The sequence below is a fragment of the Simplicispira psychrophila DSM 11588 genome (assembly GCF_000688255.1).
Classification (GTDB): domain Bacteria; phylum Pseudomonadota; class Gammaproteobacteria; order Burkholderiales; family Burkholderiaceae_C; genus Simplicispira; species Simplicispira psychrophila.
In genome coordinates this window covers 105,455-127,594 of record NZ_JHYS01000002.1, presented here as the reverse complement: position 1 = coordinate 127,594, position 22,140 = coordinate 105,455, and the positions used below count along the sequence as shown (strand labels likewise).

Below are 22,140 nucleotides of genomic sequence, written 5' to 3'. Positions count from 1 at the left end.
CGTAAGACAAAGAAAGCTTCCCCATGACCACCAAAAAAATCAAATGCGCCCTCATCGGCCCCGGCAACATCGGCACCGATTTGCTGGCCAAACTGCAACGCAGCGCGGTGCTGGAGCCGGTCTGGATGGTTGGCATCGACCCCGAATCGGACGGCTTGAAGCGTGCGCGCGAGATGGGTATCAAGACCACCGCCGACGGTGTGGATGGCCTCATTCCGCACATGAAAGCCGACGGCGTACAGATCGTTTTTGACGCCACCAGCGCCTACGTCCATGCCGAAAACTCACGCAAAGTGAACGAGCAGGGCGCGATGATGATCGACCTGACACCCGCTGCGATTGGCCCGTTCTGCGTGCCGCCGGTCAACTTGAAGCAACACGTCGGCCAGCGTGAGATGAACGTCAACATGGTCACTTGTGGTGGTCAGGCGACGATTCCGATGGTGTTCGCCATCAGCCGCATCCAGCCGGTGGCCTACGGCGAAATCGTCGCCACGGTGTCGTCCAAATCCGCTGGCCCCGGCACGCGCAAGAACATTGACGAATTCACCCGCACCACCGCCGGTGCCGTTGAAAAAGTCGGCGGCGCCAAAAAAGGCAAGGCCATCATCATCATCAACCCGGCCGAGCCGCCGATGATGATGCGCGACACGGTGCACTGCCTGACCGAGACCGAGCCCGACCAAGCCGCCATCACCCAGTCGATCCACGACATGATCCAAGAGGTACAAAAATATGTGCCCGGCTACCGCCTGGTCAACGGCCCGGTGTTTGACGGCAACCGCGTCAGCGTCTTCATGGAAGTTGAAGGCCTGGGCGACTACCTGCCCAAATACGCTGGCAACTTGGACATCATGACGGCGGCGGCGGCCCGCACCGCCGAGATGTTTGCCGAAGAAATCTTGAGCGGCGCTTTGACGCTCGTTCCCGTCATCGTCCCCGTGGCCGTAGCCGCTTAAAGACAAGGAAACACACCATGACACTCAAAGGCAAAAAAATCACCGTCCACGACATGACGTTGCGCGACGGCATGCACCCCAAGCGCCACCTGATGACGCTGGAGCAAATGAAGTCCATCGCCTGCGGCCTGGACGCCGCTGGCATTCCGCTGATCGAAGTCACGCACGGTGACGGCTTGGGCGGCAGTTCGGTCAACTATGGTTTCCCGGCGCACACCGACGAGGAATACCTCGGCGCTGTGATTCCGCTGATGAAGCAGGCCAAAGTCTCTGCCCTGCTGTTGCCTGGTATCGGGACTGTCGATCATCTGAAGATGGCACACGGCTTGGGCGTCACCACCATCCGCGTGGCGACCCACTGCACCGAGGCCGACGTCTCTGAGCAGCACATCACCATGGCCCGCAAGATGGACATGGACACGGTGGGCTTTTTGATGATGGCGCACATGAACAGCCCCGAAGGCCTGGTCAAGCAAGCCAAGCTGATGGAAGGCTACGGTGCCAACTGCATCTACGTCACCGACTCCGCCGGCCACCTGCTGCCCGAGACCGTCAAGAGCCGCCTGGGCGCGGTGCGCGCTGCCCTCAAACCCGAGACCGAGCTGGGCTTTCACGGCCACCATAACTTGGCGATGGGCGTGGCCAACAGCCTGGCGGCGATTGAAGTCGGCGCCAATCGCATCGATGCCGCTGCGGCTGGCCTCGGCGCTGGTGCGGGCAACACGCCGATGGAAGTCTTTATCGCTGTCTGCGACCTGATGGGTATCGAGACCGGCGTGGACGTCTTCAAGATCCAAGACGTGGCTGAAGACTTGGTGGTGCCGATCATGGACTTTCCGATCCGCATCGACCGCGACGCGCTCACCTTGGGTTATGCCGGCGTGTACGGCAGTTTCTTGCTGTTTGCCAAGCGCGCCCAGAAAAAATACGGCGTGCCCGCGCGCGACATCCTGGTCGAGATGGGGCGCCGGGGCATGGTCGGCGGCCAGGAAGACATGATTGAAGACACCGCCATGACCATGGCGCGCGCACGCGGTCTGCTGGCGGCCTAAGGCGAAAACTGCACATGGGCGCCCTGCTCAGTTCGACCTTGGTGCTGTCTTTGGCGGCACTGGCATGGCCCGCGTGGTCTGTCCCTTGGGACGGGTTGCACGAGGCAGCTCTTTTGTGCCTGACCCTGATGGCTCTGGCCGGGGTGGTCGGCAGCGCCCGCAGCGGGCGCCGGTGGTGGGGTGGCAGCGCAGACGCTGGCGCCTTGGGGCGGCTGGACAAACACGCCCTGGATGTCACCGTGAACAACGCCAGCATGATGTCGTCGTTTACCCGGGTGGTCAGCGCCTCGCGCGAGCAGTCGTCTGTTCTGGGGCAGTTGCTTGAGGGTGTGGGCGCGCTGGATGCCAGCGTTGCGTCGATGGTGCAGTCGGCTGCCATCACCCGCAACGAGGTTCATTCGATGCACGAACTGGCGGTGCATGGCGATGGCCTGCTGAACCAGACCATGGAGCGCATTGCCGCGCTGGAGCCATCGGCACAAGGTTTGGAAGAGCGCTTTCGCGAGGTCATGCGCCACAAAGACGAGATTGAGAACATCGTTGACCTGATCCAGAAAGTCGCCATGCAGACCAATCTGCTGTCGCTCAACGCCGCCATCGAGGCTGCGCGTGCCGGGGAGCAGGGCCGCGGCTTTACCGTGGTGGCCCAAGAGGTGCGCAAGCTGTCCACGCGCACCAATGACGCCACGGTGCAAATCCGCCAGATGATTTCTGGCATCACCACCAGCACCGTGGCTGCCGACAGCTATTTGCAGCAGGTGCTGCAAGACATACACGGCGGCATTGAGCGCACACGCGAAACCGGTGCGGCGCTGGCGGACATCCGCGCGCGCTCGGGCCGCACGCTCAACGCTGCCAACGACCTGGCCGTGGCCGCGCAAACCCAAGGAGGCTTGAGTCAGCGCCTGGTGCAAAACGCCCAAGCCCTGTCGGCGGCGGCGCAGCAATCGGTGGAATGGCTGGGCACCAGCAACGGGCAGTTGCGCACCGTGCAAGGCCTGATAGGCCAACTCAAGCGCGAAACCTCGCAGTTGCTGCCCGGGCGTGCCGAGGTCGATGTGCTGGCGGACTGCATCGAAGAGCTGCGCGCCTGCAACATCCTCGTCATGAATGCCGATGCCTACCGCGACATCGTGACGGTGGTCGAGCGCATTGGCCAACTCGACACCTTGATAGACAGCACTTGGGCGCGCTACCTGCGCAGCCCGCGTGGTCACGCACCCGCGGCGCCGGCGCAGCAATTTGCTGCGGCATTGAAAGCCTATCGCGGCGTACGCGGCGAAGTGTTGGCGTTGGCCAAAGCCGAGCGCTTTGACCAGGTGCGCGCCAAAGTGCCCCTGCAAGTGCGCCCGGCCTACGACCTGGTCAAAAACACCCTGTCGCACTTGAGTACCCCAGACCCATCGGCGGCCTCCTCCGGGGGCTGGCGCCAGAGCATGGGCAAGTTATTTCAAAGCCATTGAATGGCCGCACTGGCAGCCATGGCGACATCGGCCGCCCCTCTTTTTTTCCTTTTCAAGACCAGGACTTCCCCATGAACCTCTCCGCCGCCACCATCGCCCAACTCGCCGAGCACCTGGACAACTGCCAGCGCAACGCCCAAGACACGCCCAAAATTACCGACCAGTATCCCGACATGGATTGGGATGACGCCTACGCCATCCAAGACGCCATTTTGGCGCGGCACTTGGGGCGCGGCGCCCGCGTCATTGGTCTCAAGGCGGGGCTGACCTCGCACGCGAAGATGAAGCAAATGGGCGTGGAAACGCCGGTGTTTGGCTTTTTGGTGGACGAGTACAGCGTCTCGGAAGGCGGCGAAGTCAAGGTCAGCGAACTGATTCATCCCAAGGTCGAGCCAGAAATTGCCTTTGTGCTGAAACACGCGCTGCGCGGCCCCGGCTGCCACATTGGCGCGGTGCTGGCCGCGACCGACTTTGTCATGCCCGGCATCGAAGTCATCGACAGCCGCTACCGCGACTTCAAGTTCGACCTGAAAAGCGTGGTCGCCGACAACACCTCGGCCTCACGTTTTGTCGTTGGGGGCCAGCCGCTGCGCCCGAATCAACTCGACCTGCGCACCGTCGGCATCGTGCTGGAGAAAAACGGTGAACCGGTGGCGCTGGGTGCTGGTGCGGCGGTGCTGGGCCACCCGGCGGCGGCGATTGCCATGCTGGCCAACCACTTGGGCGCACGCGGCCAAGAGATTCCAGCGGGCAGTGTGATTCTGTCCGGCGGCATCACCGAAGCCGTGGCCGTGGCGGCGGGCGACAACGTCTGCCTCCGCGTGCAGGGTATGGGCAGCGTGTCGCTGCGCTTTGTCTGAGCGTCCACCATTGCGCTCGCCCCCTCACTGCCTATTACCGTAAGGAAACCACCATGCCATTTGCCCAGATTTACATGATCGAAGGCCGCACCGTCGAGCAAAAAAGAGCTGTGATTGAAAAAGTCACCCAGGCCCTGCACGAGGCTACCGGCGCGCCGCTGGAAGCGGTGCGTGTCTGGATCCAGGACGTGCCCAAAGAGAACTGGGGCATTGCCGGGGTCAGCGCTAAAGACCTGGGGCGCTGAAGAAGCACTTCTTTTTTTATAGCTATCTGCGCTTGTCTGGTATGCCTTTGAAGGTCATTTGATCAAAAATCGGCGCGTGCTGGCTGGTGCGCTGATGGGTGCGCCTACAAGGCAAAGTCGTAATCCACCGTGATCGGCGCGTGGTCAGAGAACTTCTCCGCCTTGTAGATGTGCTCGCTGCGCGCCAGCGCCGCCAGTGCGGGTGTTGCCAGGTGGTAATCGAGCCGCCAGCCGACGTTGTTGGCATAGGCCTGCCCGCGGTTACTCCACCAGGTGTAGGCAGCGTCGGTGGTCTCTGGTTGCAGGTGGCGGTACACATCCACTAGGCCGCCGCTGGCCTCGGTGGGGTGCAGCAGTTGCGTCATCCAGGCGCGTTCTTCGGGCGTGAAACCGCTGTTTTTTTGGTTGCTGCGCCAGTTTTTCAGGTCGATTTGCTGGTGCGCGATATTGATGTCGCCACACAAAATGAATTCGCGCTCGCTTTTGGCGCGCATCAGGTGCGGGTGGAAGCCGGCCAGAAAGCGGAACTTGGCCAGTTGACGCTCTTCGCCCGAGGAGCCGCTGGGGAAGTAGGCGCTAATGATGGACAGCTTGCGCGCCGGCGTGTCAAAGCGCAGCTCCAGCGTGCGCCCTTCGGCGTCGAACTCGGGCGAGCCGTAGCCGACGATGACATCGCTGGGCGCGTGGCGCGTGTAGATGCCGACGCCCGAGTAGCCCTTTTTCTGCGCAAAATGAAAATATCCCTGCAAACCAGCCAGTTGCTCAAACTGGCCCTGCACGTCGGGCGCCTGCGCCTTGACCTCCTGTACGCAAATACAATCCGGCTGCGTGGCGGCCATCCATTGTTCGACCCCTTTGCGGGTGGCCGAGCGAATGCCGTTAAGGTTGAGGCTGGTTAACTTGAACAAGGAATTTCCCATGGTGGTTGGTAGCGCGCAAGCACCGCACAGCAGCGGTCTGGCAGAAGAATTTGTAGGTTTTGCCGTCGCTTCAGGGGTGCTGCGCTTTGGTGAATTCAAGACCAAAGCGGGGCGCCTGAGCCCGTATTTTTTCAATGCAGGGCTGTTTGATGACGGCGCGAAGATGGATCGGCTGGCGCAATTTTATGCACAGGCCCTGATCGACAGCGGCATCGAGTTCGACATGGTGTTCGGCCCCGCCTATAAGGGCATTCCGCTGGCCGCCACCGTGGCTGTCGAGCTGGCGCGGCGCGGCCGCAACGTGCCGTTTGCCTACAACCGCAAGGAAGCCAAGGACCACGGCGAGGGCGGCACGCTGGTCGGCGCACCGCTGCAGGGCCGGGTGCTGATCATTGACGACGTAATGTCCGCCGGCACCGCTGCACGCGAGTCGATCGCACTGATCCAGGCCGCAGGCGCCACGCCGCACGCCGTCGCCATTGCGCTGGATCGCCAGGAAATGGCCACCGAGAACGGCCACGACGTGGCGCACAGTGCGGTGCAGTATGTGCGCCACCAGTTGGGTTTGCAGGTGTGCGCCATTGCCACCCTGGCCGACTTGTTGCGGTATCTTTCGCACACGGCGGGCGCCGATATGGTCGCCCACCATGAGCGGGTGCTGGCCTATGGCCAGCGCTACGGTGTTGAAGAAAGGTAAATCTCTTGAACAACAGGCTGGTACAGACCATGGTCGCGGGGGGGCTCCTAGCGGGGCTGTGGAGTGGCGCTTGCGCGCAGAGTGCCAGCAATGCCAATGGCGGCACCCACAGCATTTACACCTGCGTTGACAAACAGGGCCGCAAGCTCACCTCTGACCGCCCCATTGCCGAATGCATCGACCGCGAGCAGCGCGAGCTGGGGCCTTCGGGCACGGTACGCCGCATCCTGGGTCCCAGCCTGACCGACGATGAACGCATCGCGCAAGAGGTGCGGCGGCGCAAAGACCAGGAAGAGCGTCTGCGCCAGGTCGAAGAGCGCCGGCGCGAACGGGTGTTGACCACGCGTTACCCTGACAAAGCCACCCACGACATCGAGCGCACCGCTGCCATTGATCTGGTCGATGAAGTCAGCAATGCCGCCACCAAGCACATCTTGCTGCTGCGCGAGCAGCGCAAGGGGCTGGAAGTGGAGATGGAGTTCTATCGCAAGAACCCCAGCAAAGCCCCGATGGCACTGCGCCGCCAGTTGGCAGAAAACGACGAAAGCGTGCAGGAGCAGCAGCGTTTTCTGGGCAGTCAGGCGCAAGAAAAACGCCGCATCCATCAGCGCTTTGATACCGAACTGGAGCAATTGCAGCGCCTCTGGGCAGCGCAGCAGACTGCCCCCGCTCCCGCGCCTGCAGACGTGCCGGTGGTGGTAGCGCCGGGGCGCTGACAAATTAAGTGAAGCAGCGTTTGCTGGTGGCCTCCCGGTCGGCGTAGCGCCTGCCCTGCTGCGGTGTGGGATAGTGCGCAGCCACCGCTCTCCTTTCCTACCATGGATACCCTTTCTGCCCTGCAAGCCCTCGGACTGGAACTGCCCAGTCCGGCCTATATCGTCGGCGCCATTGTGTTTGGTCTTATTGGCATGGCCGCGTATTGGCATGGCAAAAAGGCCCACCAGCGCAGCACGCGCTGGTGGGGCGTAGCGCTGATGTTTTATCCCTACGCCCTTTCGTCCACCGGCCTGCTGTACGCCGTGGGCGCGGCCTTGTGCCTGGGCCTGTGGGTGGATCTGCGGCGCGGGTGATGGCTCGCGTAGTGCCAGCGCACTCTCCCGACCGATCCGGCTGCCCACCAGCAGCCCCAGGGCGCAGAGCACACACCGAAATGCGCCGGCAACAGCCGTTCAACGCAGGGTGACAGTCGCGACACCGAAGACGCTGGCCAGCAGGGCAATGTCGATGGAGTGCGCGGCGGGGCGGGAGGCGTGCTGGGCGGGGTGCTGAGGTTCATGCCAGCACCGCATCCAACTGCTGCGCTACGTCTTTGCCGTTCTGCTCCATGGTCAGCCAGCCAAACACGGCGCGGCCGGAGCTGGCCTGTGCCCACAGTGCACCAACTTGGCTCTTTTCGATTTCATATGCGTCGCTCACCAAATGCGCGCCTTTGAATTCCAGCACGGCTACCCGGCCATCGACCAGTTCGGCGACGAAGTCAGCAAAAAAGCGACCGCGTGAGGTGGGCAGCGCAAAGCCGCAGGGCGCAGTGGCGAGGTTGCGCACCCAGTGGCGCACTTGGGGATGCGCGTCGATGCGCTGCGCGCACTGGAACTCCTGCCCGTTCTCTTTCAGGTCGGCCAGCACCGGAAAGTAGTGCTTGGGAAACTGGTAGCGCCCGCTGTAGCGCGAGGCCACAGGCGCTGGGTAGCGGCTCAGTTCAAACACATGGGGCCGTGCCCAGTCCGGCTCGACCAGCCAAGCGCCAGCATCGCCCGGTTGCAACACGCGCTGGCGAAACTGCTGCTGCGCTGCGGCATCGCGCAACGCGCCTACGTGTGATTCGATGCTGCGCGCCATTTGAAAGCGCGCCTGCGCCAGCGCCACCAGCGGCACACCGCAGGCGTGCAGTTGGTGATTGACCACGGCGGCCAGATAGGCGCGGCGCTGGCTTTGCGTCAGGTAGTGCAGCGGTTTGAACAGCAGCTGATCGAGCCAGCGCACCAAGTCTGGCGCGGTGATGCTGCTGTGGCCGTACTCCATCGGCATTTGTTCGGCACCGGTGCGGCGCAGTGTCACGCGGGCATCTTTCATGCCGATTTCAAACACGTCTGACTCTTGCGCCACATGAAAACCCGGCAGCTGCACCGCGTGCGGACTGAGCAAGTCGAGTTCAACGGCTTCTAGCACCGCGCTGCGCTCCAGCGGCCACAGCGGCGCTTGTGCGTCAGTGCGGTAGCCCAGTGTCGGCAGCGGCGCAAACGGCACGCCGCGCGACGCGGGTGCTTGTTGCGCGGCCACCAAGGCGTTGTGCTGTGCCACCTGTTCGCGCACCTGCTGCTGCTTTTTGGCACCGCGTACTTGGGTCAGCAGCTGCGTTTCAGTGGCGAAGGGGATGTGCCCGGTCACCACCACTTGCTCAGTGCCGGCAATGGTTTGCAGCTGCACGCCGGGCAGCGCCAGCAGTGCCGGGCTGGCGGTAACTGCTTCAAAATTAGTAGCTATTACCGCTGGTGGAATAAGGGCTAGAGGCTGATTTGACTCAAAATCATCGCCAAACAGCGGGTAAGCCGCCGGCGCGGTAATCATCGAGGCGACATCCAGCGCCTCAAACCCCATGTGGCCTATCAGCCGGTCGGCCAGTGCATGGGCGGCGCTCGAAAATTCTGCCGCGCACACATGGGCATAAGCGCGGTTCAGTGCCTCGCGGCCGCGCCGGCTGGCGTAGGGCATCCGCAGCACGCGCCCCAGCAGTTGCTCCACCGCCGTGGCGCTGGTGAGCTTTTGCAGGCTGCACAGCACATAGGCAAACGGGCAGTCCCAGCCCTCGCGCAGCGCTTGCACGGTGATGACATAACGCACCGGGCAGTGGCGCGCTGCCAAGTCGATGTCTTCCAAGCCGCGCGTGGTGCCAGTGGCCACGGCGATTTGGTTCTCAGGCAGTTGGAGTTCGTCGATGAGGTAGCCGCGCAGCGCTTCGGGCGGCATCTCGTCGCCCACGTTCTGCGCCTGAAACAGCACGATGGGGCGCACGTAGCCGTGGCCTTCGGCCTCGTCTTTCAGTGCTTCGGCCTCTAGCCGGCGCTGGGTTTGAACGGCGCCGAACACCGCTTGCGGCCAGCCCTCGGGGTGCTCGGCCAGCACGATGGGCAGTTTGATCATGTTCTCGGCGGCCAGCTCTTGCGCGCTGACGTGGTAGAGCACATTGGTCTGGTGCGCTATCGGCGTGGCGGTCAGCTCCAAGATGAACGCTGGGTTCAGCCGTTGCAAGGCGGTGAAGCTTTTGTCGGTCTTGGTGTTGTGCGCCTCGTCCACGATGACGATGGGCCGGTGCAACGCCAGCCAGTTGGCCAAACTCCAGCGCGGCTGGCCGACAAAGCCTTGCAGCACGCCGGTGCTGTCGCGGGCGGCGTCTGCTGCTGTCACCACCGCGTCGGGCAGGCCGTGCAAGTCGTGCAGCCTTTGCAGACTGCGCCCGCCGTCCTGCGCCTGTGCGCCTTTGAAGTGCGGCTCAAAGCTTTCGGAGAAGCTGTAGACATTGCGCTGGCTTGCGTCCTCAATGCGAAAACTCTGGATAGTCGCCACCACCACGATGGCGCTGCGGCCCCAGTCGGGCGGGGCGATTTGCGCCACGTCGTCCAGTACGCACACTTGCAGCGTTTCGCCATAGGCGGCGGTGAGCGCTGTGCGGTAGGGGTGACCGGGTGTTTGCAATGCCTTGAGCGTTTGCTGGCGAATCGCGTCGCTGGGCACCAGCCACACCGCCACCGGCGCATCCACACTGCACCACTCGCGCGCCAGTAGGGGTACGGCGTGCGCCGCCATCACCGTTTTGCCGCCGCCCGTGGGAATGCGCAGGCACACGCACGGCACCTGCGCACCAAACGCATCGGCGTTGTAGGCGCGACCCGCCAGCGCGCCAAAAGCCAGCGCCGGGCCTTGGGTCTGCGCGGTGCGGGCAAAGGCGCTCAGGGTGTCGAGGGCGGCTTGTTGGTAGGACTTGAGGGTGAGGGAGGTCATGCGGATCAGGGATAAAAAGAGCGATGCTTCGGATAATTTTTTTGCTTTTATCTGAAGTAAGTTATTGATATGTATGTTTTTATTTTTATTTTTCGGTTGGTTGTTCGGATAAATACGAAGAATTTTCGTCCTGCTATCCGAAGGACTATCGCTCCCTACCGAATCTCCCAGCGTGCATTTTTCCCAGAGCTGGTGACGCCAATCTTGGTGCCCTCTAAACCGTTTGAACGCAGGGCTGCCAGCAGATTTTTGATCTTCACCAGCTTTTGCTGCGGTGTCAGTGAGTCGGGCAGCTTGTCGAGCAGCAGGGCGCGCAACTCTGCCGCTGAGGCCGACCGAAATTTCTGGATGTGCTGCAAGATCAGCGTCTTGTAGTAATGGTCGCTCAGTCCCTTGTTGCGCGTGTATTGCGTGCGGGTGTTGGTGGCATCGGCCACGTGGGCAGAAACAAAGAAGTTGGGTTTGCGCCCCTCGATCAGCTTGGCCCGGCGCAGCGTGGCAGCTTGGTCGTCGGCAATGCGGTGTTTTTTCTGCACCCGATCCAGCCAGACGACTTGTTCCAAAGGCAGGTCGGATCGCTCCATCAGCAATTGGCTGTAGTTTTTGTCGATGGTTTGGCCGTAGATGTTGAACACCGTCTGATTGGCGCTGCTGCCTTCATAGTCTGGCAGCGGCAGATAGCGTTTGCGCTGGGTGGCCACCATGTCACGGATGCCAAAGCCTCCCCGATCGATCATCCCGATCAGGCGCATGGCTTCCAACAGCCGGTAATTGCGGTATTTCTCCGGCGAGCGTCGACCATCAAAATAGTCTTCAGGACGCCCATCAACAAAGCCGCCGGGATTGGTCAGGCGCAAGTAGCCCTGCCACTCCTCTACCACCACGCGGCCTGCCTGCTCGTAGTCCTGGTGGGCAATGCAGTTGTGCAACCCTTCCAAGATCACCTGCGCGTCGTAGCGTGGCAACTCCACCGCCAGCAACTCTGTTTCAGGAAAGAGCTTGAAGTTGGGGTTGCGTATGCGTTGGCCGACTTCGGTCGTCGTGAGTACGAATGGCGGGCCAAAAGGCAGCGCAATACGATCTGCGGGCACCTTCCAGAGTATTTCTGCAGGCTGGGGTGACAGCCAATCAACACATTCAGCCCGGCCCAACAGTAACAAGGCCGCGCGATTGAGCTGGCCATGCGTTGTCATCTTGGCCTTGGCCAAAAACTGCTCCACGCTCCAGTCCGCTATCTCGCTGGCCCAGCGCTCGTTCTGGTGCTTCTCGGTGTATTTGGCGCGCCCCTTGGCAATGGCTGCCGCGTCCAGATCGGTCAAAGTGGCTCCTGCCACGATGTGCGCACTCCAGTCTTGGTCTGCAATTAACTCGGTCAGGATGGCGCGTCGCCGGTCTTCGCGCAGCTCCGTCAGGCTTTCGCCCACACGCTGCCATGCCTTGCTATGTGCCAGCACCGGCTGGCGCAGTGCATGTTTGGGAATGCGTATGAGCCACACGCGCGCATGGGTATCGGATGCTATGCACTCCTCTATCTCTAGTTTTTCTGCCTGTAGATTGACGCAATGCTGCGTCAAGCGGAACTTCAATTTGTCCGCTGTCAGGTCATGAACATCCATGTCCACCAGTTGTAAAGACCCATCGGCAACCCCGAGAACCAGCGTGCCGCCCTCCATGTTGGCTAATGCTGAGACGTAGGAGATAACGTCTTCTCCTACCCGGCCATTGATGTGGTGCTTCAGGCTGCGCCATCCCTTCCACTCAACGCGCTCATCTTCTTTGGGAAATTGCGTGCGCAGCTAAACTTGCAGTTCTTTGGCAGTAGCGAATGTATTCATGCTTTAGCGCGCCTTCACGTCATACGGGATGTGTTTGAACGTCACCCGCGCCAGTGCCAAGCGCGCGTCGCCCAAGCGGTTGGCTTCGCCGTAGACCACCAGCGGCGCGTCGGGGTGGGGCGTGGTGGCGTGCAGCGCCAGCAGTGCATCGAGTACGGCGGAGGTCAGCACATTGCCGCTGGCCGGGCGCTTGTCGCCCAAGATGCCGTTGAACAGCAAGTAATAAGCGGTGCGGCTGCGCAGGATGGGTTCCAGCACGGGCGCAGGCTCTGCGGTGTCAATTTCAGGTGAAATAGGCTCCAAGTCCTTATGGGGCGTGCGGTAGCAGCTATCAAAAACAGAGTGTGTTCCCAAGTGCGGCGTGTTGGGCGTGGCGTGCGCCGGGTCGAAGGCGGTGTGGGTTTCTTGCTGCCAGATGAAGGCGGCCAGCGTGGCAAAGCGCACGTCGGGGTGGATGCAGCCGTCGGCATCAAAAATCGGCGCGCCCAGCGTGCAGTAGCGAAAGCCGCCGCCGCCCTGCCAGCCGACGGCCGCGCTGATGCCGCCTTGTTCGCCGTCCATCACTTTTTGCAGGCGTGGCAAGCAGTGGGTGGTGGCGTGCTCGCCCATTTCGATGCCAATCCAGCGCCGGCCCATCTTGTGGGCCACGGCGGCGGTGGTGCCCGATCCGAGGAAGCTGTCCAAAACGAGGTCGCCGGGATTGGTGGCGATATCGAAAACACGCTCTAACAATTGTTCTGGTTTGACGGTGTCGAACTGTTCTGCATCGGGTAACAACTCTTTTTGATGCGCCTTTGCCTGTCTGCTAGTTTTGACATCAAGAAGAATCGTTGGGTGCGGTCGAATCGGGATATCTGGTGCGAACTCACGCATGTATGGAATCCAAATTACCTTTCCAGCTTTTTCTCGCTGCTTCCAGATCAAGCGGCCTTCTGCTTGTGCCGCGTCGATGCCTAGTTGGCTGTGAGACCAGCGCGCTTCTCGGCCATCGTCATGGATAGGCCAAACGGGCGTGTTGTCTGGTGCATCAAGCTTAAAGAACATGGAAGGGCGATCAACGCGCAGACTATTCTTGCCATTTTTTTTGAGAAGCCGGTCTCTACAGCGCCGGCCACTCTCATCAACCATTCCATAGGCATCTAAAAGCGACTCAGCCCTTTTTTTATGAAATTTGGCTGCGGCTGAATTACGTGCGTAGCTCAGTAGAAATTCGTGATCTGGAGCGATAGCAGGTTTATTGTCATTTGGGCTATCAACCTTTTGCCAAACAAAAGTCGCTACAAAATTCCGCCGCCCAAACACCTCGTCCATCAACACCTTGAGGTAATGCCCCTCGTTGTCGTCAATCGTCACCCAGATGGAGCCGTCCTCACTGAGTAGGTCGCGCAGCAATTGCAGGCGCGGCAGCATCATCGACAGCCACTGCGAGTGCTCCAAGTTGTCGTCGTAATGCTCGAACGCGCTTTTGGTGTTGTAGGGCGGGTCAATAAAAATGCACTTCACCTGTCCCCGATAAAACGGCAGCAGCGCCTTGAGCGCTTCCAAGTTATCGCCTTGGATCAGCAGATTGCCAGCGGCCGATTGCAGATCGCCGTGGGTGGAAACGTTGTCCAACAAGCGGTACGGTACCTGCGCGGCGGTGGTGAAAGATGGGGCGCGGTTAAGCCAGTCGAGAGTGGGCATGGATAGAAAAAAGCAGGTGTGGCCAGCGCGGTGGCGCAGGCAGGCCGGCGTATTGTCTCGCCTGCGTCCTGAGGGCTGCGGCTGTGGGTGGTGTTGCGCCAGCCAGCCCGTCACTCCAGGCTGAATTTTTCTATCTCTTGGGCGCGATTGGCCGTGCTGGTCAGCATGCACTGATTGGCGCTGACCCGGGCCATGCTGCCGCCGTCGGGGTCGTTGTAAAAATCGCAGTTGGCATCGCGAAATTTGATCCAGGCGCGCTGGGCGGTTTGCAGCTGTTTTCTGCGCTCGGGCGACTGCGCCGCCATGGCCGTCTTGTAGGCCCGGTTCAGGCGTGCGTCCTGGCGGCTGGTTTCAGCAGTGGTGCAGTCGATCATGCCCACGGTGACGCCGCCGGATTGGTCCATGCACGTCGCGTACTGCGGGCTGAGCGCGGCGTCCTGTGCGCTGGCGGTCAACGAGGCGCAGGCGAGTACCACGGCAGTGCAATAGGTGGTAATGGCATTCATGCGGTTGTTTCCTGAGCGGGTGGGACTTCCCCGGCCACCTGCCGCAGCGCGCGCTCGAACACTTGCACTGGCTGGCCGCCAGAAATCAGATGCTGGCGGTTGAGGATGATGGCGGGCACCGAATGGATACCGGCGTCCAGAAATTCCTGCTCGCGCGCGTGCGTGGCGTCGGCATAGGTGTCGCTGGCCAGAATCTCGCGGGCCCGGTCGGTGCTCAGGCCCGCCGCGCCGGCCAGCTGCACCAGCAGCACAGGGTCGGACGGGTTTTTGCCATCGGTCAGGTACGCTTTGAGCAGCGCCTGCTTCAAAGCCAGTTGCTGCGCTGGCCCTTCCAGTTCGGCCCAGTGCAGCAGGCGGTGGGCGTCAAAGGTGTTCCAGACACGGCTGCGGCGTTCGGGATCGTAGGTGAAGCCGACGGCGGCGCCGCGTTGGCGAATGGTTTCGCCGTTGGCGCGGGCTTGCTCGGCGGAGATGCCATATTTTTGCGTCAGGTGCTCGATGGTGTCCTGACCTTCGGCGCTCATGTGGGGGTTCAGCTCGAACGGCTGAAAGTGCAGTTCGGCAGTGATGCCTGGCGCTACGTTAGCCAGCGCCGCCTGCAATGCGCCCAGGCCGACGGCGCACCACGGGCAGGAGACGTCGGAGACGAAGTCGACGCGCAGGGTGGGAGGAATGTGGGGTGTAGTCATGGCGCCATTGTTCACCGTTCAGCCACTCCTTACCTACCACCGTGAATAGCTGCTGATGCCCAGGGCCAGCGGGCGCCCCTACACTTGCTGCCCATGTCTTGGCACGCCCACCTCCAACTTGATTACCGCCTGGAAAGCGCCCGCACCGTGGTGCGCCACCAGCACAACGGCCCGTTGCGCGTCCTGAAAAGCCTGTACCCCGAAGGCGACGCGGTCTGTCACAACGTGCTGGTGCACCCGCCCAGCGGCTTGGTCGGCGGCGACACGCTGGACATCCACGCCCAGGTGGCCAGCGGCGCGCACGCCCTGGTCACCACGCCGGGGGCCACGCGCTTTTACCGCTCCACGGGCGAACTGGCGCTGCAACGCACCCACGCCGTGCTGGACGCAGGCGCCCGGCTGGAATGGCTGCCGCTGGAAGCGATTGCCTACAGCGACTGCGAGGCCGAAAACCGCCTGACGCTGGAGCTGGCGCCGGGCGCCGAATTCCTGGGCTGGGACGCCACCGCCCTGGGCCTGCCGCACGCCGACCAGCCCTTTGCGGCGGGCCGCTTTGTGCAGCACATCGAAGTGCCTGGCGTGTGGCTAGAGCGCGGCAGCATCGACGCCGCCGACCACCTGCTGCTGAACAGCCCGCTGGGACTGGCCGGGCAGCGCTGCATGGCGTCGATCTTTTTCATCACCGGATCGACGCTGGAGCGCACCCGGCGCGACACCGCCCTGGACTTGGCCCGCGCCGTGATCGACGCCCACCCGCTGGCAGCCACCGCAGGCGCCACCAGCCCGAACCCGCAAGTGGTGGTGGTGCGCGCCCTGGCCCCGATGGTGGAGCCCGCTATGGCCCTGCTGCAACAGGTCTGGGCCGCGTGGCGGGCGCATTTCTGGCAGTTGGAAGCGCAGAGGTTGCGGATTTGGGCGATGTGATTGGTGGGCTGGTTTCGACCCGTTGCAGTCAGTCGCATCGCGCAAATCAATGACTGCTATGCAGCGACAGCCGCCGGTGGGTGCTGCCAGGCATGCTCTCGCTGACTACCTTGAAGCGGCCGTTGGGCAAGGTGGCCGGCGCGGGTCTGTATGGCGCCTGTACGAGGTACAGCGGTCTTCGGGCTTCTGCGGCCCGACTAGCTCCGCGCCAATGACCGCTTCGCCGGCACCTGGACTAGCGGTATCTACCCATTGCAGCCACACAGGCTCTCGGCGTGGATGCCTGAAAGCCGTCGCTGGGCCCCTCAGGGTCGAGCTCGCCATCTGCGCAGGCCAGTCCCAAGTGCTTTGCGCGGTCCAGTGAAGACCTCGTCCCGCAAGCGGTGCAAACCGATACCGATCTGTCGAAAGCTCAGCCAACGTGCGTAGCCAATGGCGCCTTCTCGTACGCGCCCGCGGCGTAGGTCAGCTCATAGCTGTGGCTGTAAATCTCCAGGATGTTGCCGAACGGGTCTTCCATGTAGACCATGCGGTAGGGCTTCTCGCCGGGGAAGTATTCGCGCACTGGCATGCGTTGCTTGCCGCCGGCCGCCACGATCTTCGCCGCCAATCCTTCGACATCGGGGTCCTGCACACAGAAATGGAAGATCCCTGTCTTCCAGTATTCGAAGTTGTTCTGCGGTTTTTCGGCGTTGCGAAACTGGAAAATTTCTACGCCGATACGGTCACCGGTGGAGAGATGGGCGATGCGGAAAGAGCCCCAGCCCGCCCCGAACACGTCGGTGCACATCACACCGATGGCCGAGTCGTCTTCGCTGATGGTGGTCGGCGGCATGATCAGGTACCAGCCCATGACGTCGGTGTAAAACTTCACGGCGGCGTCGAGATCAGTGACCGACAGGCCGATGTGAGAAAAGCTGCGGGGGTAGACGTTAGGTATCAATTGAAATTCCTTGTGTGGGTGGATGAGACCGAGTCTAAGAATGCTCATCCATAAACACAATGACGTCTGAGTGATCGTATCGATAAGATATCGTGATGTTGAATCCCCAATGGCTGCGAAGCTTTGCCAATCTAGCCGAGCTCGGCAGCTTCACCCGCTGCGCCGAGCGCCTGGATATCACGCAGGCCGCTGTCAGCCAACATGTGCAGCGCCTCGAAGAACGCTTGGGGTCCCTGCTGATCCGGCGTCCGCGCCAGCTCGAGCTGACCCCGGCGGGCCATGCACTGCTCGCTTATTGCGCCGAAGTCGCGGCAGCCGACCATCGCTTGCAACAGCAACTGACCGCAGGCGAAGCAGAGCAAGGTGAAGTCAGCCTGATCACGCCCGGCAGCATCGGCCTGGCGCTCTACCCGGATCTGCTAGACCTTCAGCATGCACACCCTGGCCTGAGCATCCGCCACCGCTTCGCCCCCGACAGCGAGGTACTGGCGGCCGTGCTGGAGAACCAGTTCGAGCTGGGCCTGGTGACCCTCCGGCCGGAGGACCCACGCTTGCAAGTCAGCCGATTCGCCGAAGAACCCCTGGAGCTGGTGGCGCCGGCCGGCGAGTCCGTCAAAGGATGGATCGACCTTGAGCGCCTCGGATTCATTGACCACCCTGACGGTCTGGCCATGGCTGGGCGCCTGCTAAGCCGCCGATTCCCCGGCAAGCCCAGCGTGCGAAGCCTGCCGTGCCACGGGTTCATCAACCAGATCAGTCTGATCCTCGAGCCGGTTGCCCGCGGTTTGGGCTTCAGTGTGTTGCCACAGTTTGCCCGACTAGGCTTCTCACGACCCGAAGATATCCAGGTCGTAGACGGGGCCCCGCAGGTCGTCGATACGTTGTGGCTGCTGCACCGTGCGGAGTGGCCGCTATCGGCCCGAGCCCAGCTGGTTCTGGAGAGGCTGCGGCTGCGCTACTCGCTGGCAGAGCATCCAAAAAAGGGACCTCGATGACCGTCCCCGAAACGGTCGCGCAAATTGGATAGCAATCGCGCTCCCTGCAGCAGTTTCTGCAGGTAATACGTTTGCCAACGGTCGCGAATACTGCCTCTAATCTAGGTAGACGCATCAGCTCAAAGTCAAAAAATGTCAGAAATAAATCCGACAAAAATCGAGCGTGAAGCCCTTCAGCAGCAGTCGTTGGCTGATCACTGCTCCTGGCCGAATCCAGCCATTCCGTAACGCTCCAACATCGCATACCCCCGACGGCACTCCCCCGCCCCGCCAAAACCCACCCACCCCAGTGCGATACCCCCTCGCTGCTACGATCGCGCCCCTATGCCTTCCCAGCCCTCCATGCACTTCCAGCCAAGCCCCTTGCGCGGCGGCCTGATCGTGGGCTGGGGCGGGGTGGCGCGTGAGATCTGGCCCTACAAGCCGGTCGCACATTCCTCCGCCCGGCGATAACCCTTCCTCCCCCCTCTGCGCAGAACATCCATCGCCGGGCACCCGCCCAGCGCGATGGCGGCCGGCTGATGTGCTCTTCCATGCACCAGCCTGGGCCGCTCCCTTCGGAGATGTCCCATGCACCCAGATTTTGTTGGTGGGCCTACGCCCATCTGTTCGTACCCTGTCCATCCACCGCCCGCATTAGCGCGGCCATGCCAGGGGTGATGGCCATGGAATTCACCAAAAAATTCTTGCGCGCCAAGAACCCCTGCGCGGACGGTTTTCGTTGGTTCAGCCGCCATGTCGAGGACGGCAGCGGCTACCAAGAGGCGCTGGACACCCTGGTCAACGCCGGGCGCGTGGGCGATGCGTGCTGGTTGCTGTCGCAGTTTGGCCCGACCAATGAGGTGCTGACGCTAGACCAGCTGGAGGCCGATGCCATCGTCTTTGCCGGCACGCTGGTGGTGCGCGGCAATGTCGAGGTGTCGGGCGTGTTGCAGACGGGCCGCTCCATCCGGGCGGGTGGTGGTTTGCGGGCCGGAGAGTCGATCGTGGTGGGCGAGGACCTGCGTGTCGCGGGTGCCGTCGTCAGCCGGGGTTTGTTGCAAGTGGGCGGTGATGTGCGCGCCGACTGGGGCGTGGAGGCCCAGGGCGATATCCGCTGCGGTGGCGATCTGCGCGCCGGCTGGGATGTGGTGTGCCACGGCAAGCTGGCGCTGAAGGGCGGCGCGTTTGTCGGGCAAGACCTGATCGCCCACGCCAGCGTGGCGTGCGACAAGGGCGTGCGCGTCGGCGGGCACCTGACGGGTGCCGAGAGCCTGCGCGTCGGGCAGGGCATTTGGGTCGGCGGCGCCATCACCGGCGTGCAGCACCTGGAAGCGGGTTGGGGCATCAAGGCGGGTGAGCGCATCCATGTCAACGGCTCGATCAAGGCCGGCGAGAGCCTGTCTGCTGGCGAGGATATTTGCGCCGGCGCGGGCTACGGCGTGTTTGCCGGGCTGCATGTGCAGGTGGACACCTGGGACGCCAGCGCCCAGGTGTGGGCGCAGCAAGCGCCCGAGCGCCTGCGCAGCGGCGTGTGGCTGGGGCCGTGCGTGGTGTAAGGCGTGTAAGGCGGGCTGCGCGCTGCCTCAAATCGCCACCAGCCGCTGAATCCCTTTCTCCTGCATCTCGTTGCCCGGCCCGTGGGCGATGACTTCGCCGCGCTCCATCACCAGGTACTCGTCGGCCAGCTCTTCGGCAAAGTCGTAGTACTGCTCGCACAGCAGCACCGCCACCGGGTGGCCGTCCAGGCCGTGGTCGGCCAGCTGGCGGATGACGCGGCCAATGTCTTTGATGATGCTGGGCTGGATGCCCTCGGTGGGCTCGTCCAGGATCAGCAGGCGGGGGCTGGGCGCCAGCGCGCGGGCAATCGCCAGCTGCTGCTGCTGCCCGCCCGAGAGGTCGCCGCCGCGCCGTTTCAGCATCTGCTTGAGCACCGGGAACAGCGTGTACAGGTGCTCGGGGATGGGGGTGGAGCCGCTTTTGTAGGCCAGGCCCATGCGCAGGTTGTCTTCGACGGTGAGGCGGCCAAAGATTTCGCGGCCTTGGGGCACAAAGCCGATGCCGCTGCGGGCGCGCTCGTAGGGCGTTTGGTGCTGTATGGGCTGGCCATTCCAGGTGATGCTGCCGCTGCGGATGGGCACCAAACCCATCAGGCTTTTGAGCAGTGTGGTCTTGCCCACGCCGTTGCGACCCAGCAGCACGGTGACTTTGCCGGGGGTGGCGCTCAGGCCCACGTTGCGCAGGATGTGGGAGCCGCCGTAGTACTGGTGGAGGTTCTGAACGGTGAGCATGGAGTTTTAAGTGTTTTTGGCCTCTAGCCCTTTATCTGTAAGCGCTAGCAGCTATTGGGTTAATAGCAAAATTCAGCGCCCCAGGTAGACTTCGATCACCCGCTCGTCGGCCTGCACCTGATCCAGCGTGCCCTCGGCCAGCACCGCGCCATCGCACAGCACGGTGACTTTCTCGCTGATGGTGCGGATGAACGACATGTCGTGCTCCACCACCATCAGCGAGTGCTGGCCCTTCAGGGTCAAAAACAGCTCGGCGGTGCGCGCGGTTTCGTCGTCGGTCATGCCGGCCACGGGCTCGTCCAGCAGCAGCAACTGGGGCTCTTGCATCAGCAACATGCCAATCTCCAGCCACTGCTTTTGCCCGTGGCTCAGGTTGCCCGCCATGCGCGCCACGCTGCCCGCCAGGTGGATGGTGTGCAGGATGTCGGCCAGCCGGTCGGACTGCGCTGAGTCGAGCTGGAAAAACATGCTGGACGCCACGCCCTTGTGGGTTTTGAGCGCCAGCTCCAGGTTTTCAAACACCGTGAGCTGCTCGAACACGGTGGGTTTCTGGAACTTGCGGCCAATGCCGAGACTGGCAATCTCGGGCTCGTTGTGGCGCAGCAGGTCGATGGTGCTGCCAAAGAACACGCTGCCGCTGTCAGGCCGGGTCTTGCCGGTGATGATGTCCATCAGGGTGGTCTTGCCGGCGCCGTTGGGGCCGATGATGCAGCGCAGCTCGCCGGGTGCAATGTCCAGGTGCAGGCCGTTGATGGCCTTGAAGCCGTCAAAGCTGACGTGCACGTCTTCCAGGTACAGGATGCGGCCGTGGGTCACGTCCACTTCGCCGGGTGTGGCGATGCGCGAAAAGCCTGCGGTGCGGCCGCCGGATGCGGTCTGGCCGGTGGCCACGGCTGCCCGCGTCTTCTGCCATCGCCGGGCGCCTTCCTCCATCAGATCGGGGGTCATTGCGCGTCTCCTTGGCTGGTTTTGTTCTGGAGTTTTTTCACTAGGCCGACCACGCCGTGGGGCAAAAACAGCGTCACGGCGATGAACAGCGCGCCCAGAAAGTACAGCCAGAACTCGGGCGCCGTGACGGTGAGCCAGCTTTTGGCACCGTTGACGATGAAGGCGCCGACGATGGGCCCGATCAGCGTGGCGCGCCCGCCCACGGCCGCCCAGACGGCGATTTCGATGGAGTTGGCGGCGCTCATCTCGCCGGGGTTGATGATGCCGACCTGGGGCACATACAGCGCTCCGGCCACGCCGCACATCATGGCGCTGATGGTCCAGATGGTCAGCTTGTAGGGCAGCGGCGCATAGCCCGAGAACATCACCCGTGTTTCAGCGTCGCGCACCGCCTGCAGTACGCGGCCAAACTTGCTGCGCACTAGCCAGCGCGCCAGCAAAAAGAAGCCCAGCAGCGCCAGCCCGGTCAGCACAAACAGCGTCATGCGCATGTTTTGCGTGGCCAGCGGCAGTCCCAGGATGCGCTTGAAATCGGTAAAGCCGTTGTTGCCGCCAAAGCCGGTCTCGTTGCGAAAAAACAGCAGCATGGCGGCATACGTCAGCGCCTGCGTGATGATGGAAAAGTACACGCCCTTGATGCGCGAGCGAAAGGCAAAGTAGCCAAACACAAAGGCGATCACGCCCGGCACGGCCAGCACCAGAATCAGCGTGGCAACGAAGCTGTCGGACAGCGCCCAGTGCCAGGGCAGCTCCTTCCAGTCCAGGAACACCATGAAGTCGGGCAGGTCGCTGTGGTAGTTGCCGTCGCGGCCAATCTGGCGCATCAGGTACATGCCCATCACGTAGCCGCCCAGGGCAAAGAACAGGCCGTGGCCCAGGCTGAGGATGCCGGTGTAGCCCCAGATCAAATCCATAGCCAGCGCGCAGATGGCGTAGCACATGATTTTGCCCAGCAGCGCCACGGCGTAGTCGCTCAGGTGCAGCGGGCTGCCTGCGGGCACCCACAGATTGAGCAGCGGCGCCACTGCGCACACCACCACCAGCGCCAGGATAAAAGCCGACCAGCCGGCGCGCGTCAGCAGCGGCGCCGGGGTGGGGAGCTGCAATGCCGGTGCGCCAGCGGCAAGAGAGGGAGAGGAGGAGGGGGTCATG

21 protein-coding genes are annotated in these 22,140 nt (G+C 62.6%); 11 read left to right on the top strand and 10 right to left on the bottom strand.

Going from position 1 to position 22,140, the window contains the following annotated elements:
- The first annotated feature begins 23 nt into the window (after positions 1–23).
- From Q390_RS0102550 to Q390_RS0102530, 5 genes are all read left to right on the top strand, one after another.
- Positions 24–959: an acetaldehyde dehydrogenase (acetylating) gene (locus Q390_RS0102550; RefSeq protein ID WP_027994671.1), complete on the top strand. Its 936-nt coding sequence runs from the start codon at positions 24–26 to the stop codon at positions 957–959.
- 17 nt (positions 960–976) lie between these two features.
- On the top strand, positions 977–2,011 hold the full coding sequence (gene dmpG / locus Q390_RS0102545; protein WP_027994670.1) for a 4-hydroxy-2-oxovalerate aldolase: 1,035 nt from the start codon (positions 977–979) through the stop codon (positions 2,009–2,011).
- A 14-nt stretch (positions 2,012–2,025) separates the two neighbouring features.
- On the top strand, positions 2,026–3,474 hold the full coding sequence (locus tag Q390_RS0102540) for a methyl-accepting chemotaxis protein (protein ID WP_084153737.1): 1,449 nt from the start codon (positions 2,026–2,028) through the stop codon (positions 3,472–3,474).
- A gap of 71 nt (positions 3,475–3,545) precedes the next feature.
- Positions 3,546–4,334 (top strand): 2-oxo-3-hexenedioate decarboxylase, encoded by a 789-nt coding sequence (gene dmpH / locus Q390_RS0102535; RefSeq protein ID WP_027994668.1) that lies wholly within the window; start codon positions 3,546–3,548, stop codon positions 4,332–4,334.
- 53 nt (positions 4,335–4,387) lie between these two features.
- The gene (locus tag Q390_RS0102530) at positions 4,388–4,579 is read left to right on the top strand and encodes a 2-hydroxymuconate tautomerase (RefSeq protein WP_027994667.1); all 192 of its coding nucleotides are present in this window, start codon (positions 4,388–4,390) and stop codon (positions 4,577–4,579) included.
- Between the two features lie 104 nt (positions 4,580–4,683).
- Here Q390_RS0102530 and Q390_RS0102525 read toward each other — a convergent pair whose 3' ends face one another.
- Positions 4,684–5,487, bottom strand: coding sequence for an exodeoxyribonuclease III (locus Q390_RS0102525; RefSeq protein ID WP_027994666.1), 804 nt, complete (start codon positions 5,485–5,487; stop codon positions 4,684–4,686).
- A 10-nt stretch (positions 5,488–5,497) separates the two neighbouring features.
- Between Q390_RS0102525 and pyrE the strand changes: the two genes are divergently transcribed.
- The 3 genes from pyrE to Q390_RS0102510 all read left to right on the top strand — a co-directional run bounded on the left by pyrE (position 5,498) and on the right by Q390_RS0102510 (position 7,266).
- Entirely contained in the window at positions 5,498–6,196 is a 699-nt protein-coding gene (pyrE, locus tag Q390_RS0102520; RefSeq protein ID WP_027994665.1) for an orotate phosphoribosyltransferase, read from the top strand.
- A 29-nt stretch (positions 6,197–6,225) separates the two neighbouring features.
- Positions 6,226–6,912: a hypothetical protein gene (locus Q390_RS0102515; RefSeq protein WP_037472014.1), complete on the top strand. Its 687-nt coding sequence runs from the start codon at positions 6,226–6,228 to the stop codon at positions 6,910–6,912.
- A gap of 102 nt (positions 6,913–7,014) precedes the next feature.
- The gene (locus tag Q390_RS0102510; protein ID WP_027994663.1) at positions 7,015–7,266 is read left to right on the top strand and encodes a hypothetical protein; all 252 of its coding nucleotides are present in this window, start codon (positions 7,015–7,017) and stop codon (positions 7,264–7,266) included.
- A gap of 202 nt (positions 7,267–7,468) precedes the next feature.
- Here Q390_RS0102510 and Q390_RS0102505 read toward each other — a convergent pair whose 3' ends face one another.
- From Q390_RS0102505 to Q390_RS0102485, 5 genes are all read right to left on the bottom strand, one after another.
- Entirely contained in the window at positions 7,469–10,195 is a 2,727-nt protein-coding gene (locus tag Q390_RS0102505; RefSeq protein WP_027994662.1) for a DEAD/DEAH box helicase, read from the bottom strand.
- 155 nt (positions 10,196–10,350) lie between these two features.
- Positions 10,351–11,991 carry an RNA-binding domain-containing protein gene (locus Q390_RS17290; protein WP_281174768.1) on the bottom strand — a complete coding sequence of 547 codons (1,641 nt, stop codon included), beginning with the start codon at positions 11,989–11,991 and terminating at the stop codon, positions 10,351–10,353.
- Between the two features lie 42 nt (positions 11,992–12,033).
- Positions 12,034–13,713, bottom strand: coding sequence for a site-specific DNA-methyltransferase (locus Q390_RS0102495; RefSeq protein WP_027994661.1), 1,680 nt, complete (start codon positions 13,711–13,713; stop codon positions 12,034–12,036).
- 110 nt (positions 13,714–13,823) lie between these two features.
- Positions 13,824–14,219, bottom strand: coding sequence for a lysozyme inhibitor LprI family protein (locus Q390_RS0102490; protein WP_027994660.1), 396 nt, complete (start codon positions 14,217–14,219; stop codon positions 13,824–13,826).
- Complete coding sequence (locus tag Q390_RS0102485; protein ID WP_027994659.1) at positions 14,216–14,908, bottom strand: DsbA family oxidoreductase; 693 nt, start codon at positions 14,906–14,908, stop codon at positions 14,216–14,218. The genes Q390_RS0102490 and Q390_RS0102485 overlap by 4 nt, the downstream gene beginning before the upstream one ends.
- Before the next feature lie 93 nt (positions 14,909–15,001).
- Between Q390_RS0102485 and Q390_RS0102480 the strand changes: the two genes are divergently transcribed.
- Positions 15,002–15,832: an urease accessory protein UreD gene (locus Q390_RS0102480; RefSeq protein WP_027994658.1), complete on the top strand. Its 831-nt coding sequence runs from the start codon at positions 15,002–15,004 to the stop codon at positions 15,830–15,832.
- 412 nt (positions 15,833–16,244) lie between these two features.
- Here Q390_RS0102480 and Q390_RS0102475 read toward each other — a convergent pair whose 3' ends face one another.
- On the bottom strand, positions 16,245–16,775 hold the full coding sequence (locus Q390_RS0102475; protein ID WP_211250404.1) for a lactoylglutathione lyase family protein: 531 nt from the start codon (positions 16,773–16,775) through the stop codon (positions 16,245–16,247).
- Positions 16,776–16,870: 95 nt separating this feature from the next.
- Between Q390_RS0102475 and Q390_RS17285 the strand changes: the two genes are divergently transcribed.
- Positions 16,871–17,770 carry a LysR family transcriptional regulator gene (locus Q390_RS17285; protein WP_037472013.1) on the top strand — a complete coding sequence of 300 codons (900 nt, stop codon included), beginning with the start codon at positions 16,871–16,873 and terminating at the stop codon, positions 17,768–17,770.
- A gap of 665 nt (positions 17,771–18,435) precedes the next feature.
- The gene (locus Q390_RS0102465) at positions 18,436–19,308 is read left to right on the top strand and encodes a hypothetical protein (RefSeq protein WP_027994656.1); all 873 of its coding nucleotides are present in this window, start codon (positions 18,436–18,438) and stop codon (positions 19,306–19,308) included.
- 27 nt (positions 19,309–19,335) lie between these two features.
- Here Q390_RS0102465 and urtE read toward each other — a convergent pair whose 3' ends face one another.
- From urtE to urtC, 3 genes are all read right to left on the bottom strand, one after another.
- Entirely contained in the window at positions 19,336–20,040 is a 705-nt protein-coding gene (urtE, locus tag Q390_RS0102460; RefSeq protein WP_027994655.1) for an urea ABC transporter ATP-binding subunit UrtE, read from the bottom strand.
- 72 nt (positions 20,041–20,112) lie between these two features.
- Positions 20,113–20,988 carry an urea ABC transporter ATP-binding protein UrtD gene (gene urtD / locus Q390_RS0102455; RefSeq protein WP_027994654.1) on the bottom strand — a complete coding sequence of 292 codons (876 nt, stop codon included), beginning with the start codon at positions 20,986–20,988 and terminating at the stop codon, positions 20,113–20,115.
- Positions 20,985–22,139, bottom strand: coding sequence for an urea ABC transporter permease subunit UrtC (gene urtC / locus Q390_RS17280; protein WP_051602995.1), 1,155 nt, complete (start codon positions 22,137–22,139; stop codon positions 20,985–20,987). Before urtC ends, urtD begins: the two co-directional genes overlap by 4 nt.
- Between the last annotated feature and the right edge of the window lies 1 nt (position 22,140).

Bases quoted from the DNA above. Each gene is read 5' to 3' on its own strand.
- Q390_RS0102550 (WP_027994671.1), top strand. From the start codon at position 24: ATGACCACCAAAAAAATCAAATGCGCCCTCATCGGCCCCGGCAACATC.
- dmpG (WP_027994670.1), top strand. From the start codon at position 977: ATGACACTCAAAGGCAAAAAAATCACCGTCCACGACATGACGTTGCGC.
- Q390_RS0102540 (WP_084153737.1), top strand. From the start codon at position 2,026: ATGGGCGCCCTGCTCAGTTCGACCTTGGTGCTGTCTTTGGCGGCACTG.
- dmpH (WP_027994668.1), top strand. From the start codon at position 3,546: ATGAACCTCTCCGCCGCCACCATCGCCCAACTCGCCGAGCACCTGGAC.
- Q390_RS0102530 (WP_027994667.1), top strand. From the start codon at position 4,388: ATGCCATTTGCCCAGATTTACATGATCGAAGGCCGCACCGTCGAGCAA.
- pyrE (WP_027994665.1), top strand. From the start codon at position 5,498: ATGGTGGTTGGTAGCGCGCAAGCACCGCACAGCAGCGGTCTGGCAGAA.
- Q390_RS0102515 (WP_037472014.1), top strand. From the start codon at position 6,226: ATGGTCGCGGGGGGGCTCCTAGCGGGGCTGTGGAGTGGCGCTTGCGCG.
- Q390_RS0102510 (WP_027994663.1), top strand. From the start codon at position 7,015: ATGGATACCCTTTCTGCCCTGCAAGCCCTCGGACTGGAACTGCCCAGT.
- Q390_RS0102505 (WP_027994662.1), bottom strand. From the start codon at position 10,195: ATGACCTCCCTCACCCTCAAGTCCTACCAACAAGCCGCCCTCGACACC.
- Q390_RS0102495 (WP_027994661.1), bottom strand. From the start codon at position 13,713: ATGCCCACTCTCGACTGGCTTAACCGCGCCCCATCTTTCACCACCGCC.
- Q390_RS0102490 (WP_027994660.1), bottom strand. From the start codon at position 14,219: ATGAATGCCATTACCACCTATTGCACTGCCGTGGTACTCGCCTGCGCC.
- Q390_RS0102485 (WP_027994659.1), bottom strand. From the start codon at position 14,908: ATGACTACACCCCACATTCCTCCCACCCTGCGCGTCGACTTCGTCTCC.
- Q390_RS0102480 (WP_027994658.1), top strand. From the start codon at position 15,002: ATGTCTTGGCACGCCCACCTCCAACTTGATTACCGCCTGGAAAGCGCC.
- Q390_RS17285 (WP_037472013.1), top strand. From the start codon at position 16,871: ATGTTGAATCCCCAATGGCTGCGAAGCTTTGCCAATCTAGCCGAGCTC.
- Q390_RS0102465 (WP_027994656.1), top strand. From the start codon at position 18,436: ATGGAATTCACCAAAAAATTCTTGCGCGCCAAGAACCCCTGCGCGGAC.
- urtE (WP_027994655.1), bottom strand. From the start codon at position 20,040: ATGCTCACCGTTCAGAACCTCCACCAGTACTACGGCGGCTCCCACATC.
- urtD (WP_027994654.1), bottom strand. From the start codon at position 20,988: ATGACCCCCGATCTGATGGAGGAAGGCGCCCGGCGATGGCAGAAGACG.
- urtC (WP_051602995.1), bottom strand. From the start codon at position 22,139: ATGACCCCCTCCTCCTCTCCCTCTCTTGCCGCTGGCGCACCGGCATTG.